Source organism: Candidatus Pseudomonas adelgestsugas, from assembly GCF_004124255.1.
GTDB lineage: Bacteria > Pseudomonadota > Gammaproteobacteria > Pseudomonadales > Pseudomonadaceae > Aquipseudomonas > Aquipseudomonas adelgestsugas.
Genome location: NZ_CP026512.1, coordinates 658,802 through 675,729 on the forward strand (window position 1 = coordinate 658,802; position 16,928 = coordinate 675,729).

General features: G+C 34.7%; 5 protein-coding genes and 1 tRNA gene. 1 reads left to right on the top strand and 5 read right to left on the bottom strand.

What is annotated here, in order from left to right; translation table 11 throughout:
• The first annotated feature begins 408 nt into the window (after window positions 1-408).
• A complete protein-coding gene (ddlA, locus tag C3B55_RS01775; RefSeq protein WP_129210937.1) occupies window positions 409-1,473 on the top strand; it encodes a D-alanine--D-alanine ligase in 1,065 nt (354 codons plus the stop codon).
• Between the two features lie 8,314 nt (window positions 1,474-9,787).
• On the opposite strand, the gene C3B55_RS01780 is transcribed toward ddlA, so the two are convergent.
• The 5 genes from C3B55_RS01780 to C3B55_RS01800 form a co-directional block, all read right to left on the bottom strand.
• Window positions 9,788-9,864: transfer RNA gene (locus tag C3B55_RS01780), tRNA-Met, on the bottom strand.
• 3,470 nt (window positions 9,865-13,334) lie between these two features.
• Window positions 13,335-14,435 (bottom strand): redox-regulated ATPase YchF, encoded by a 1,101-nt coding sequence (ychF, locus tag C3B55_RS01785; protein WP_129210939.1) that lies wholly within the window; start codon window positions 14,433-14,435, stop codon window positions 13,335-13,337.
• A 21-nt stretch (window positions 14,436-14,456) separates the two neighbouring features.
• Window positions 14,457-15,041 (bottom strand): aminoacyl-tRNA hydrolase, encoded by a 585-nt coding sequence (pth, locus tag C3B55_RS01790; protein WP_129210941.1) that lies wholly within the window; start codon window positions 15,039-15,041, stop codon window positions 14,457-14,459.
• A gap of 165 nt (window positions 15,042-15,206) precedes the next feature.
• The gene (locus tag C3B55_RS01795) at window positions 15,207-15,809 is read right to left on the bottom strand and encodes a 50S ribosomal protein L25/general stress protein Ctc (protein ID WP_129210943.1); all 603 of its coding nucleotides are present in this window, start codon (window positions 15,807-15,809) and stop codon (window positions 15,207-15,209) included.
• Window positions 15,810-15,946: 137 nt separating this feature from the next.
• On the bottom strand, window positions 15,947-16,888 hold the full coding sequence (locus C3B55_RS01800) for a ribose-phosphate pyrophosphokinase (RefSeq protein ID WP_129210945.1): 942 nt from the start codon (window positions 16,886-16,888) through the stop codon (window positions 15,947-15,949).
• Between the last annotated feature and the right edge of the window lie 40 nt (window positions 16,889-16,928).

Consider the following 16,928-nt stretch of genomic DNA (forward strand, 5'->3'; position numbering starts at 1 on the left):
AACGGATATCTAGGCATATTGCATTTCAGCGTCTTGACTATCTCTTTGGGGTTGAAACTAGTTCAGTGTTTGCTTTATCTATAAGGGAAACAATACTTCCTGACAAGCTATAGCGTTTATTATGCTCCGTCTAGCGTTTCTAGTTATTGTGCAGCTTATAAAGATTGTACGACCGTGTTTATTAGTCTTCTCTGTTATTCCACAGTCACTTCCTGAGTTGTTAAATCTAATGGTCATTAATACAAATACTTTGTTGTTTAGTCAGGCTATAGATATAGCTTTATTGCTTCCAGCGAGTGCATGATTACCCTCAACTCCAATTGTACAAAAAATAATTTGTATTGTTTTGCTAGTAGCTGACTACTCATAGTAAAAAGCCTTACTTTATAGTAGTAGGTTGGTTAAATCATGAGTAAAATGCGAGTAGGTATTATTTTTGGTGGCCGTTCGGCAGAACATGAAGTCTCGCTACAGTCAGCGTACAACATTGTTAATGCACTGGACCTCTCACGCTTTAAACCAATCCTAATCGGTATAGATAAGGCTGGCCACTGGTACTTTAATGATACGTTTGATTTCCTAATCAATCGTTCAAGCAATAAGCTGGCAGTGGTGTTTAGTAAGACTAACCGGCAAGCGAAGGAAGCTTGCTGGCAAAGCCTGCTGAAACACATTGATATAGTTTTCCCAATCGTTCATGGCACTTTTGGTGAAGATGGCTGCCTACAAGGTCTGCTGCGTATGGCTGGTCTGCCTTTTATTGGTTCTGATGTACTAGGCTCAGCTGTATGTATGGATAAAGACATTAGCAAACGCCTGCTACGTGATGCCGGTATTGCCGTAACCCCATTTATTACTGTGACCAGTCGCAATATAGCGAGCATATCTTTTAAGAAAGTAGTAAATAAGCTTGGTTTACCACTGTTCGTCAAACCTGCTAATCAAGGTTCTTCAGTAGGCGTGAGTAAAGTCATTAATCAATTAGAGTACTACGCTGCAGTTAAGCTAGCCATGGGTTTTGATGAAAAAGTGTTAATAGAGTCTGCTGTGCAGAATCGTGAAATCGAGTGCGCTATACTTGGTAATGAAAAGCCAATCGCTAGCGGTTGTGGCGAGATTGTAGTAAGCAATGGGTTTTATTCTTACGACAACAAATACACCAATAACCATGCAGCCCAAATGATAGTGCCGGCCAATATCAGCGTTGCAGTCAGCGAACATATTCGCTATTTATCTATCAAAGCGTTTGAGGTGTTAGGTTGTGCAGGGTTGGCGCGTGTTGATTGCTTCCTTACAAGCGATAATGAAGTATTGATTAACGAAATCAACTCACTGCCAGGCTTCACTAATATTAGTATGTACCCAAAGCTTTGGCATGCGGCAGGGATGAGCTATAGTGAACTTGTGAGTCGGTTGATTGAGCTAGCTCTAGAGCGGCATGCTAGATGTATGGAGTTGAAGATTGGTCGCTAAAATTAATTCAGCACTAATGTTAATTCTGTGATGCGTTATTTTGTTGCATAATGCGGTGCTTGCGATTATAATCTGCAATAAATCTGCGAATATCTCAATTTCTTCGTCTTTCTCACAGAGATTATTTGTTTTCTTACTAGAGCGAGCGAAGTTGGAATATATGCAATAAAAAACATTTCACTGACTTTGACTAAGTCAGTGCTTAAGTTAAGCAGCGAGCAAAAGTATGCTCCCATAGCTGCACAGGTTAAGGCATAAGATTACTCATATTGCACATGAGTAGCCAGGGTTCTTTTAGGTTTACAAGCCTTAGAGATAATCGCTTACGTTATATTTTAGCACGAATACTACATTTGAGTGCCGCAACTCATCACCAATTTATAGTATGCTTAATTATTATTAATTGTGACTAGTAGTCAACTATGCATCGATATAAGTTTGTTATTCAAATCGATAATTAAGGTTGACGGAGGCTAGCGTTTTTTGATCATGATCTACTCCAGGAACAATTAGTTGATCTTACCGTGAAGTTGCACACGTGTACGTGTATTAGCTCAATATATAGTGTTGACGCTAAACGCTTTTAGTTATCAGCATTTCAATAGTTGTGCTTCTAGTTATCAACGTGGATACGTTTTGTTAATGGCGATAACTGTGTTGGCTAATTGATAACAGTGTTTGTTGTTTTCGACGTCTTTGTTAGTTGGCTAGAAAATAAGTGCTGGCGTATTACAGTTGGCTAATACTATTAGCGCTAGAACAGGCAAAGTTTATTTTTAGAAGTAAATTTCTTGTTGATCATAGATACTTACCTATGTTGAAATCGCATAATATGCTGACGCATCCGCTTGATAGTTAGGTAAAACTAACATTTTATATAGATACAGTTAATATGTCAAGCAACTTTTGCATAGTCATTATCCTTGCTGTCGTCATTGCTAACAACCTAGCGAATATATAGCCTAAAACCATCAAATATGCTAATATTGAGATAGTCAGTGGAGCTAATTCATAAGACGGTAATCGTGTGTGATATATATCGTACATCAGTTAAATTTATCTCGCAGCTAGTATCTTAATAGTTGCAGTTCTGTTGAGGTAGTGACCGTTCTTAGGCAACAGTATTGAGTTGGTTCTTGCTATACTATACTGTTCTACAGCGTCTTCTTCAATTCATAGCTAAACAAGACTATGCCAGATAACTTATCACCTTTGCAGTTGAATATTAAAGTTAGCGCTATAGATTAATAGCTGGATACTGGTAGTTTTAGTTGATATAATATGCTGGTGATTAGCCAATCAAGATATTCTGTCCGGTAGCACATTGAATAATTACGGCAGCATTATGAATGCTAATCTTGCGCATGATATGGCCTAAGAGCGTGAGCTGGCTATTTGTCTAGTAGTGTAGTTACTCTGATTTCTGAAGATTGAACGTGGCTTAACATAATAATCTTATTATTATTGCAATTTGCAGCAATGCTTGCGAAGCAATATTTGGCGCTTATAGTATCAAATGATAGCGATTGATATTACCAGAATTACTAACGATAGCGTAATCAAGGCTAATGGTAGCCAGTAGCAAGTCTTAAAAACTCTGAATAGGCAGCGACTAAACGCATCGCTTTCGACTACCAAATATTGAAGATCAGGATATTACCTACATCTTTGATGTGACTATGGCTGCAGTATAAGAATAGCGGTTATGTCTTAATGGCAGTGTTTCTATTATTAATAATAGATGCCAGTTACAGTTAACTAATCAGTCGCATAGGCAAGTAAATTATTATCTAATTCATCAGTAGATATTGATTACTTTTTCTAGATTATTAGGTGTTGCCTAAACCAAATCTGGTTATTTAGTTTTTTTAGGAAAAAGTTCATTGCAGTCCTCCATAAAGCGAATCCAATAAGAATATATATAGTCATGATGTTATAAATATTGTATTTTTATGTGATTAGCTTGCAATACAAGCGCAGTATCACTAACTATTTAACACAGCGTAACCCATCTAGAATAGAGATGTACTAGACTATCTGGTTGCGCATATTTAGTTTCGTAAACATTACAGGATTTTAGTATATAAACGAATAGTATTCAGAGCGCTGCTAACTAGCGCTAAAATATTAATACTTAGGCATAAGCATTTACTAAAAAACTCTTTAAAATAAATATTCATAGCTAAGAACTAAACATTTTAAGCTAGCTATTAAATGCAATAATCCATCATGTTGTAGATAAACTATTGTCTTAGCAGGTCTGGTATTATTATTTAGATAATTAGCAGTAATATAGCAGTTAGGCAGTTTATAAATTTAACAAAAAATGATAAAACTCAATAAATTTAGCGTCGCCTAGAAGTATGATAACAACTGATGGCGTTTAGCTATACAATATCCATAATTTGTAGTTTATACTTTTTATTTAACTCTTTACTAATTTTGTGTTAGCTGACATTTTAAGTCATAGCAATACTAGGTAAAAAGCAACTACTTCATTCAAGTAAAGCCATATAAATAAAGCAAATTTTAAAAAATAGCAATTATACGTTATACAGTTTTTCTGTCTGCACTATCAGTGCTTCCATAGGTGTGCAGCCAAGATGTTCTATATATAAATATAGTATAATAATTTTATTTTGGATACTTTAAAGATTTTTGTCATAGCGTGCTATGATATATAAACATGCAATTTGCGGTCAGTTCTAGTGCCTACATTTGTGTATATTGTACTACAGTGTGCTACACAATAGAAGTGTGGTTGTACAACGGCTTTTTCTGTTAGAAAAGGAGGCCAGTGCGCCTAGTCAATTTCTCCTAACCAGTATGTTTCCTAGCCATAGTAATTTTGTTTGTGCTATTTACGATTGTGTAAATTAGTAACAAATGTTATAGTTAAGAATATTGTAATATACTAACCATTGTCATGTAAGATCAACAGTCTGCCAATGCTGTTATCTTCTAAATTGACTGTTTTAGTTTTAATGTATAACGATATGCAAATTTAGTGATTGACTGGGATGGCTTTTCATAGCTAGTTATACTAAAAGTTTAGTCATTAAAATCAAAAAAACTCTGGCTTAGTCTGCTGTGTATACCTGTCATACTTGTGTGAGTCTAGTAAAAGGAAGAGAAGACAGTAAAGACATGTTCTTTAGTACATCGTTTTTTATCATGATCAAGCACGCTAGATAAAGCGTGTATATTCCAGCCTAGTGTGTGCTGAATAAACTAATAGCAGTTATTTTTGACTATCTGTGATAATCATTGGCGATCCTACTGATGTGGTCTAGTAGGATATAGTAGCTGGCTAATTATTGTAAAGCGAATTTATTGCGAGTGCATGAATTTAATCTATGTAAGCTATAATGGCGCGTATGAATACATTGCTGGAAGATTAGCTCACTTAAGATTAGATGTTACCAGTTTACCATGCAACAATATCTAGTTGGTATAAACTATTGTAGTATTCTACGTTATCATTGGTAACGTATAAAAATACTATATACTTAAAATATATGCAGTCACAATTGTGCTGCTAATGCGGCTTTGCTAATCTAGCAGCGCAATGCAGTTGATGCATTTATAGTGCTTAACGATTATCAGGTTAAGCTAGTTACTTAAAATTCTAACCATATGACATATGGTAAAAAGTGCAATTTTTGTGTTGTATTTAGTTTTGGCAGCATAAGCGTATTTATAGCAGTCTTATTTTATCTAGTGAACACTATACATCAAGTACAGTTTTTACTAACGAAAAATCAAAGTTTAAGCGAAGCATGGATTTTGATTACGACAGGCAATCTTTAGTTGCCTGTTATTATTCTTTATATTGTTTTTAATGCATGTAACTCTAAATAATATTTTATATTTTATTGAGCGGCTATCCTGAATTTGTCTATCAATAAAATTAAGTAATTCGCATCTTAATTGTTGGGGTGGGTGCTTTCTATCAAACCTTTTTGATTGTTTTTTATACAAATTTTTTTTGTAATTGCATACAGCTACCCTAGGTTTTACTAAAAATATAGTTTAATTAAAAATGTCAAATTTATAATTTTATTGATAATAAGTTCATCGAGGCTCGTCTGAGCTGTTTTCATATAGTGTATATAACTCACTATAGTGGGTATTAACTAACTGAATCCAATGGAGTACTAATTTTTAGTATGTGCTAATAAAAAAGTATAAGGTCATTGTTAGCTTAAGGATTTTAGCTAAGCTCATAGTAAGAATTTTTTATGGTAATCATTAAGGCTAAGAAATTATTAATAATAATGTCTACTGCTGTGTTGATTGCAGAGTTCTATTGAACTGCCCTCAAAGGCAATATAAAGCATAGGTATATTACCTTTAAGTAGTCGTCTTGTATTGCAGCAATTCGATTTTCAGTACCGTCAAAATCACTGCAACTACCTTTCATACCTTAAACCTAGTTAGTTTTAATGAATCGCATTAAGGTATGAAAAACTAGTATCAGTATGTTAGTTTGCAATGCTCGTATTAAATAAGCTACGTTAGATATAACCTATATTATAGTCTTTTTATCAATGTCTTGGAGGATATCTGGCATGTTATTTTAGTTGTCCTAGTTTTCGACATCTAATGCAGCAGTAGCCTTAGAGGTACCTGCTCTGTTGCCTTAAACGCTAATATTACCAGTATTGTCAGGTGGTAACTATAACAATCTTAAGGATTTATCCATATGCATGATTTACTATGGTATTTACATTTTAGTAACTTGCTAAGCATATTATATTAATATTATTTCTAGTACTAACCGTATATTGGAGGCTATATACGGCTGCATTACTTAGCTTTATGTCGTCCGCTATAGTAAGATTTGAGCATACTAGGTATAGTGTAAATAGTCTTCTTGTAGCATAATTTACCTACCTTGATCAGTGCTGACTATTGGTAACTTTGCTGTCAGTGCAGTGATTAGTAAAAGACTGCACCATAATTTAGTTGTGACGGCTCTGTTATGGGGTATATTATGACATCAATATTATAATTGACGACTAGCAGATATTTTAGCTTTTTTAGGCAATCTTGCTGAGTACTAAAGCTTTCAGTCGATCAGTTTGGCTATTTTTGTATAATGGCATTATTTGCAGCTATTTAGTCTAGTAAATTTTACTGGTGCTTGAACTAGCTATGAGTGTACTGAGGCTAGTGGTGTAAACTCTAGTACGTAGAGTTTATAGTTATATGCCTTGTTTGTTTAGTGATATTGCTTAAGGATGACAGCATCGCGCACAGTATGTTTAAAATTCTTGCTCAGTGCAAGTGTTTGCAGTATTAGTATTAATTGATTTGTAGGCTGAGTCATTTTACTTTGTTTTTAAGCTATATTAATAGCTTTTTAAGCTTGCTCAGTATCGATGTTTTAAATACGTGAGATGCTTGTATCTTCTAATTGAGTATGAGTTTTTTAAAGCAAATACAGGCAGCCCTAAGGATGCTGTGTAGCAGCCTAGTTGTCAAATAATTTTCTTCTGTAGCCCAGCAGCTATGCCAATAATATTAAATATTATTTAAGTTAAGAGCTAACTACTGGCTATAAAGTTACTTTGATATTAATGCCGCTGTCTTTAGGGTCTTATTGCGTTCAATCATTTTTTTAGCAATTCAGAGGTCGATTTATTTTTAGATAAATTATGCTGTTTGTTTCAATGTCAGTATGATACTAAGAAATACTAGTGCGCATGACTTTATAAATCACTGGTCAGTTTTTATCTATTTTGCTCTATATTAAAACAACAAAATACGCAATTTCTAAATTAGATTTACTCCATGGAATAATTATTAATTGTCATTCTTAATATTTGCTATATATACTAATGCTACCTTTGAGTCAAGCCTTGAGCTTTATTGGGTGCAGATGTTAATATGATCATCTCAGGTAGAGATGTAGCTTAGTTTTTGTAGTTTCAAAAAACTACAATCTTACTTTTGCGTTTTATATATAACAAACCTAGTTAAGTTAGATTAAATCTATGGATTTAGGTGTGCATTCTAAGCAAGAATGTCATGCTTAAGTTACATACTGCAGTTAGTTATATCTTAATGTAGTTCTGTGTTTTACTTGTACTATTAGTTACAATAGCGTCTATTGGGATATTTATAATTATGATAATGTTATTAATCTACAGCTATATAATTAAGAATTATAGAAAAATAAAGAAAGTTAATTTCCAAATTATTGGGTAATTTAGCAAGTTAAATTGATATATTATTTAATCGCATTCCGCAAAAATAGTACTCCATATATTGGAGCGCCTCTTTATAAGTTACAGACTGCAGTCTTGGAAGCGCCACAAAAATGTGTAGGGCTTAGTTTAGTAGATTTAGTTATAGTGGATCTCTTCTGACATGGATAGCTCAATTGGCTATTATAGAACTATAACTGATTACATTTATAATATGCTGAGCTTATAAGTTAGATATAGATTATTAGTGTTTATATTTTCTCCACTGATTGTCATGTGTCCACGGAGAGTTAGATGCTATTAGGCTGTTCTACGTTTTAAAATATTTTTTTATATTCTGCGGAATATTCCATCGCTAGTATACTTGATGACAATATGGTGTAGTTATTTACTTGTAGTTTTTTATCGGCTTTAATGTGCCCTAGAATTACTGTTTCACAGTAATAAATTTATTACTTTGAAAAGTATCTTATTAGCACAGCTAAGTAGAAACTATTTATACTATTAGCGTACTTTTACGCTAATAGTATCAAAGAGAGCGTCTCGAGTACGCATGTATTACTTTTCTGTTAAACTAAATTAGTTTAACAATTACTTTTTTATCGTAGTAAAATTCTGCTGGCTATTTATAAGCCATTGACTTTGTTAATTATTGTGTTGTTGGTTTTTTAGGTACGTATTATTTTCTTTGCTTTGCTTATCATTGTCTGCAACTGAAAATCCATAAATTATGTAGAACTTTTGCAGGTAACTAGATAGCTCTTAGTCGTGCACATATTTTAAAGTAGTTTAGAGATACCAATGGTTATTTCAAATAATTTATCTCTTAAATGTCAAGCTTAATATAAAGCTTAGCTATTCTGCTTTATCAAAGCATAAGTTATAAACAGGTACATTATTTTTATATAGTTAAAGTCTATATCTTGATAGTTGATAATTAGCTATATAGTATAGATTGCTATGTTTTAGTTATTTATTATATTAGCTATAGCGTAGATAGTCTGCAATACACTAATTTAGTCACTGTCGCTCATCTAACTTTTAGGTACTCAATTTCTTTTAGTGTTATTATGCTCATGTACCAGTACAGGCAGTTAAGCAGTAATTTATTAGAGAAAATATAATATTTTTCATTGCTGATGCTATTAAAATAATTTGCTTGCTATCGTATTATTGTTATGCATTATGCTAGGTTACCTCGTCTGGTTGTAAGTGCAATAAATACTAAGTGTTGTGTGGCTACACCACATGTTAATGTGGTCTTTATCAATCTCATGTATTATTTAAGATAGTGCTAGAGATATGTTAAAAGCAGTGCTAATTTGCCTTGCTTTATAGCTACGGAGATATAAAACAATAAATAAACACAGTATTACTCTGTGCTTTGGCATTGCCGCTTTGACTAAAAATAGTCACAAATAAGCAGCCTGTCAGGCTTCGCAGTTTTTTGATTATTGTAATTACCTAGCGGCTAAAAATAGTACCAAGTATTCAAGTCTCTTCTTGTGCTTTGTTATATTTAATATGAATTGCTAAAAGTTTTTATCGACGGTAAATTCTTTCTAGAATACTGAGCGTAACTAACTTGAGTAGATAAATATTAGGCTTGGTCAGCGTCAAACAAGTTGTATATTCCTATCGTAAAAGGATGAACGGATAGCTTAAAGTAAAACAAGTGGTTATAAATATTGTATCTGTTTAGCGTACTATTTACCTCTAGAGACTACCTAGTCTTATATAATTTTAGCTAATTCTACTTGCCTATAAGTTTTTTATAATGCAATTGCCAAGGTCTTTAATCTTCAGGCTTTACGCGAAAGCATTGGACGCTAAAATTTTATTTTAGTACTCTTAAATTGTTAAGTTCCAAGGTCAGCTTAATATTATCAAATACTAATCAGTGTTTGATTGTGTAGAGTTTAGTAGATTTTTTGTTTACTAATTTAATTTTTTTATTTAGATATATATGTGATGTGATGGTCAGCGGTAAGAAGATATTAGGAAAGACAAATAGATATGGCTATAAACAAGAAGATTTACACTATATAAGTTTTCTTAACATTGACTCCATGCTTACATGGTAGGGCATCTGTAAGCAGATTTGGTGGCTACGCAGGGATTTGAACCCCGGACCGTAGCATTATGAATGCTATGCTCTAACCAGCTGAGCTACGTAGCCAAGTGGCGCGCATTATTCTTGTAGAACTGGAATGCGTCAAGCGTTTATTTTTAATTTTTATCTAAGTTTTTAACTGTCCTATAAAAATAGGCTAAATAACGATAATTGGTTTGACTGGGCGCCTACTTGTTAGCGGTAAAGATATCAATGTTAGAGAAAACCTGTTTACGATTGCGGCGTATTAGTTCAGCATCTATCACTGAAACTAATTTTTTTACTGGAGCAAGCCATTTCTATTAATTTTGTATGATTGGTTAAGTAGCATGATTATGTAGTGGCTGAGGCGCTGCAAGTTATGGTGTATGGCTATCTGAGAATTCTTGCCAGAGTATTGTTTATTGTTGTGAGCGATATTGTTATTTTGTATCAAACAATGTCAGTCAATTATGTATATATTCATGCTATTCAATGCTTGCTATTTAGATAAATTTATAATTGTAGTAAGTTACGCGTTACGCATGTGAGATATTCACATCTACATGACAGACTTAAACATAACATGCTAATGTAGATGATTAATATGTCAGCAGTATCTATGGTTAGAGATTTCTATACTCAATGGTTAACTTTATGGTTCTAAATTTAGAGTATTGTTTTTCTGGTTGCGTCAGAGTGATTTATCTAAGTTATAAATGACTAGCTTAATATATAAGCACTTGAAATAATTAGAGACTAGGTGGTGCATAATATCATACATCTAAGTTCTAAAAAATTACCTAGCCGCTAAACTGTTACCTGTTGCGCTTAGTCTACCAGGTGTATTCATATACATGATATAGTCTGCATCTTTGGAGTAGCTTAGTGTAAATTATTGCGAATAAAACATCTGAGTTTTTACTAGTTCTTTATTAATTAAAGCATACATTAATGTTAGTTGCCAAGGAGATACGCTAAGGTTATACATAATAATATTTATGTTTTGCTTATATTAGACACTAGTGAATATTCTTGGGGGGTGACTTCTTAAGCAATACTTGTGCAAGTATGCTTGGTGTCGATTGCTAATTAATTATAAGTGTTGCACAAAGTATTTGGCTCAATATCATAAGGTAAGCTTATGATGCTTATTGTGGATTGGTAGCTACTTCTAGCTAATCACAATGTTAGTCAAGATTTTAGTAATGCTACTATATTTGATCGTAGTTTCGTATTTTGCATGATGCTTAATTTAGTGGCCTGAGCATAGGCATGCAATTTTACCTGGTCGTTCTGCAGTAAATCACTTAAAGAGTTAGTATGTTTGCCGGATGATACACAGAGTCAGGTAAGCTATGTGTGCGCTACAATTATTCTTGCGTTCGTTGGATAAAAATAATTCCTTATCTAGTAATTATATACTCCTAAATAATGATTTTTAGTTACGTCTGTCAGTATTTTCAATATCGTAGATCATATCTGAAAAAAATACTTGATATGCGCTATGCGTAGTAATCACTCTCTGGGTATGACCTGTAAGCTAATACTTACAGGTAATGGTTAGCAAGGTTATTACCTCTACGCCTACCATCAAGTATTTAGTATTATTGAAATTAATCATTGATAGTTTATTTGTAAGAGTAGAGAATGATAGCTTAGCTATTATAATTGTTAGACTAAATTATTTAGGTGCGTGTATATTGATGAAAAATAGTCATGCTTTGTAAGCCACAGCTAAAAAGTTTTTTATGCTAACTGCATCTTGCTACTGAAAATATTGCTATCTAGTTGTATTGACTGCTTATAATTTTACATGCTACGTCAAACTTAGTAATTCGTTTGTAGCAAACAGTTTACGATTTCCATAAGATCATACAGCAAAAAATTGCTATATATATTAGATACTTAGGACGTTGGTGTTGTGCCTATGTAAACTTTTTATAGATCATGGCTTATAGCTGAGCGTTTACTCTAAAACATGGTTGGTTTAGCTATAAAAAGTTGGCTTGATAAGGAGGGGTCTATAATGCAGAGAAACGTATATTCGTGGTCCAGAGATTGAAGTTGTCTAGAAACTCAAATAGTTTATGTAGAATAACAACCATGTCTTAGGTATTTATGTTTCGTCGCAGCAATTTATCTAGCTGATCGTTTATAATTACAAATTCCAGCGTGACAGTTGAGTACGCTTTGTTTTTTGGATGTCTGACGTTAATTACTTGCATTGTTTGAGCTGGTTAATTTAATGCTTAAAATTATAGGCCAGCCTGCTATATTGTTAGGTTGTTTATCGATAGCAAAATAGTTATCAGGCAGTCTAATATCAATTGTCGCTAGTTTTAAATGCGGCTAATCGTTTCAGTAAAAACCTATAAGTATGTAAATTTTTATATGTCTATTGCACTACTATATAGTAGTGTTGTTATCAGTATACATTGGCAAATAATGCTGTACCCTCCCCATACCTAAACTACTAATATTTAGTATCTATAGTGGAGTATCAGCGCGTATTAAGTGTGGTATCTGATATCATTGAATGTGTATATATTCAAGCATAATATTTTACTTATATGCGATATTATGATGCTGCGTCAAGTATAAAAATTAATTTGAGATAGTGTCGTAGTATATATGCAATTTCATAAAAATATTTTTTGATATTTTTTGTAATTGTACATACTATTTGCTGCATGTCATGTGATTTTGATGTAGATTTTAAAAAAGCTTTAACAAACTTGTTTGCACTACTAATTTTCTTGTCTTAAATGTTTCTCTTGGTCTATTTAATATAGCTTAGCTGGGTATTAAAAAATTAATGTTCGAATCCTGGTTAGTCAACTTTAGTATATTAGTTAAAAGATTAATGTATGCGTTTTTTGAAACTATATATTGGCAATATCGATATATAAACTTCAATGGGTTCTATAAAAAATTATACTTTTAGTAACATTAAAATTTCCCTGTTTTATATGGTAAAGAAGTTTAATTTATTTAAATAAATAGCAAATATGTAAAGTGACTCACCATGGTCGCAATCAGTGTCTGCTGAGTAGTTTTAAAAAAATTTTCTTTGTTTGCGCTAATTATATTTAATTGTGTTTAGTTAGCATCATTTTCACTAATGCTGGAGATACTATTTATAAAATACTTTTAGAGTTTAGAGTAAAAAGTAATCGTGAAAAATTAGATATAAATATATGTTAATGGACTGTAAAGTTGTTTAAATCTTATAAGACATATAACAAGCAAAGCACTCTATTTTTAATACAGTGGTATAATTTAAAAATTATTTTTGCTAGACTGCGCCAACTTAATATATTGAAATGCGTTATTCTGTAGCCGATAGTGCTACTTAATGGCTGCCACTACCTAAGCTTAATATCTTTGTATTATTAAGAAAGTAATGACTAGTTAGTAGTGCATAAATAATCAGTTTTGCGTAGGTGGCTTAAAGTAAAATTTATAAGGATAATTGATGGAACATTAAATAAATAAATACTTTATTGTACTTATGCGTCATAGCTCTGATCTGAGCAACTATAAATAGCAGGTGCTCATACGTTAAAACGGAAGCGCATTATGTCACCGTCTCTAACAATATATTCTTTACCTTCTAAACGCCATTTACCGGCTTCCTTAGCGCCAGTTTCGCCATTACACTGAATGAAGTCGTTGTAGGCGATAACTTCAGCGCGGATAAAACCTTTTTCGAAATCTGTGTGGATTACGCTAGCGGCTTGTGGTGCAGTTGTGCCGACTTTGACAGTCCAGGCGCGTACTTCTTTGATACCTACAGTAAAGTAGGTTTGTAGATTAAGAAGTTTATAACCGGCGCTGATTAAGCGGTTCAAGCCAAATTCTTGAAGGCCTAAAGCCTCAAGGTATATTTTTTTATCTTCTCCTTCCTCAAATGAGGCAATTTCTGCTTCGATCTTGTTGCATACAGGAATCGTAATTACATCTTCTGTAGCGGAGATAGCCTTCACTATATCTAGTAGCGGGTTTTTTTCAAAACCGTCTTCTGTTACGTTAGCAATGTACATAACTGGCTTCGTGGTTAGCAGATGGAAGTTTTTAAAAATAATTTTCTCGTATGCATCCATGTTTTTTATCAAACTACGTGCTGGCTTGTTTTTAGCGAGGTGTGTGATTAACTGCTCCAATAGACTTTTTTGGATTACTATCTTTTTATCACCGCTTTTAGCGTTACGCGCAACTTTATGCAGCTGTTTTTTACAACTATCGAGATCGGCAAAGATTAATTCTAGATTAATAATCTCAATATCGTGTTTTGGATCAATGCTATTAGAGACATGCATAACGTTCTCGTCCTCAAAGCAGCGTACTACATGCGCAATAGCATCAGTTTCACGGATATGAGCCAAAAATTTATTACCTAAACCTGCACCTTTCGACGCGCCAGCTACGAGGCCTGCAATGTCGACAAATTCCATAGAAGTTGTTATTATACGTTTAGGGTTAACAATTGCTGCTAATGCTTTTAAGCGTAGATCAGGCATTGGTACTATGCCAATGTTTGGTTCAATAGTGCAAAATGGGAAGTTTTCTGCCGCAATGCCGGACTTAGTCAAGGCATTAAATAGTGTAGATTTGCCAGCGTTTGGTAGTCCGACTATACCGCAATTAAATCCCATGGCGCTTTCCTTCAGTAAGATTTAGGCTTTTTGGTTGTTTAGATCTTGCATCGCGCAGTTCCATTTACCGGCTAAAATTTTTGGTAGTACACTAAGAGCAAAGTCGATGCTAACATCAAGTTTTTTCTGTTCGTCATATCCAGCACGGCTCAGGACGAAATTTGAAACTATACTAGCAGCACCTGGGTGACCAATACCTAACTGTAGACGGTAAAAATTATTCTGACAGCCAAGCTGCGTGATAATGTCGCGCAAACCATTATGTCCACCATGGCCACCGCTAAATTTAAGTTTGGCGGTGCCTGGTGGCAAGTTCATTTCGTCATGGGCAACTATGATTTCTTCTGGTTTGATCCGGAAGAAGCCTGCAAGCGCTACAACAGCTTGGCCGCTTCGGTTCATGTACGTAGTGGGAATCAGCAGGTGAACATCTTGTCCTTGGTGTATAAATCGCCCAGTCAGGCCAAAATATTTGCAATCTGCTACTAGGTTGACACTTTGTGTACGTGAGGTACGCTCAACAAAAAGAGCCCCAGCGTTATGCCTAGTTTTCTTATATTCGCTACCTGGATTTCCAAGGCCAACGATCAATTTAATTGTAGTCAATAATATTAGCTCTTTTTAGTAGTTGCAGAGAACGTCTGCAATAACCTGTATGTAGCATAAGTGGATGATAAAAAATTATTTAAAGAGTGAATGTCATGTTGCAGTCAGCTTTTTGCCAAGTTTATATCTGTAATATTTCATTAAACTCAGGTAATTTAACGTGAATTATTCTGTAGCTCCTTCTGTAGCCTCTAGTGTCACGACGCGTGGAGCGTGAATATTTACGATGGCTTTATCGTCACCATGAGCTAGTGCAACAAACTCAATGCCTCTAGGGACTGTAAGATCGGACAGATGGATAATATCGCCAATTTTAGCGTTAGTTAGGTCGACCTCAATAAACTCAGGTAAGTCTTTTGGTAGACAAGAAACTTCTATTTCAGAAGTAACGTGCGATATTTCACCACCTTTTTTAATTATAGTAGCTTCGCCAATAAAGCGAACTAGAACGATAGCGGTAAGTTTTTGATCAGCAATAACACGTACAAAGTCAACATGTAGCACTTGATCTTTGGCTGGGTGACGCTGCAAGGCTTTGATGATCACAGTTTGCTTAATACCACCAATATTCAGTTCGATAACGTGGCTGTAAGCAGCATGATTTATGAGTAGTTTAGTGATTTCTTTAGTTGGAATACTAATAGATTTAGAGGCTTTATTACCACCGTAAACTACAGCTGGCACTAGGTTTGCAAGACGACGCATGCGGCGGCTTGCACCTTTTCCTAGATTAAAACGCGCTTCAGCATTTAGATTAAAATCGTTCATGTTGTATCTCCAATATAACCATATTCATACCAACGTTTACGATAAGCGCTGAAGGCGAGATCGGCAAAAGCTTTATTTTAACAAAATATTGGAGTGTAAGTGCTTTTGTTCATGTGATCTTTTTAAAGATTTGATCTTTAACGAAACATTGCGCTGATCGATTCTTCATTGCTGATGCGACGAACCGCTTCGGCAACTATTGGTGCGATATCCAGTTGACGGATACGTGAACAGGCTTGAGCTGCTGTAGACAACGGTATGGTGTTAGTTACAATCAGTTCATCCAGCATCGAGTTTTCGATGTTCGAAATTGCTTGGCCCGATAGCACAGGGTGTGTGCAGTAAGCGAAGACCTTTTCTGCACCGTGTTTTTTCAAGGCTGTCGCCGCATGACATAAAGTGCCAGATGTATCGACCATATCATCAATTAGAATACAGATACGCCCTTCAACATCTCCAATAATATGCATGACTTCAGATTGATTAGCTTTTTCACGGCGTTTATCAATGATTCCGAGGTCTACGCTCAAGGATTTAGCAACAGCACGTGCACGCACCACTCCACCAATATCCGGTGATATAATCATCAGGTTTTCGAAGCGCTGACCTTCAATATCATCCATCAATACTGGGGAGCCATAAATGTTATCTACGGGAATATCAAAAAAGCCCTGGATTTGATCAGCGTGTAGGTCAACCGTCAGGACGCGATCTATGCCTACCACAGTTAGCATGTCAGCCACGACTTTCGCGCTGATAGCTACACGTGCAGAGCGTGGTCGACGATCCTGACGTGCATAACCAAAGTAAGGAATTACAGCTGTAATTCGGGTTGCTGATGAGCGGCGGAAGGAATCTGCCATAACAACGAGTTCCATTAAGTTATCATTTGTCGGAGCGCAAGTTGGTTGAATAATAAAAACATCTTTACCGCGAACGTTTTCATTAATTTCGGCCGTAATTTCGCCGTCGGAGAATTTACCGACAGAAATATCCCCTAGAGGAATATGCAGATGACGTACGACACGTCGAACCAGATCGGGGTTAGCATTTCCCGTAAAAACCATCATCTTAGACACGCGCAGTACCTATTAAAGCTGAGGGCAACCTGGATGAGTG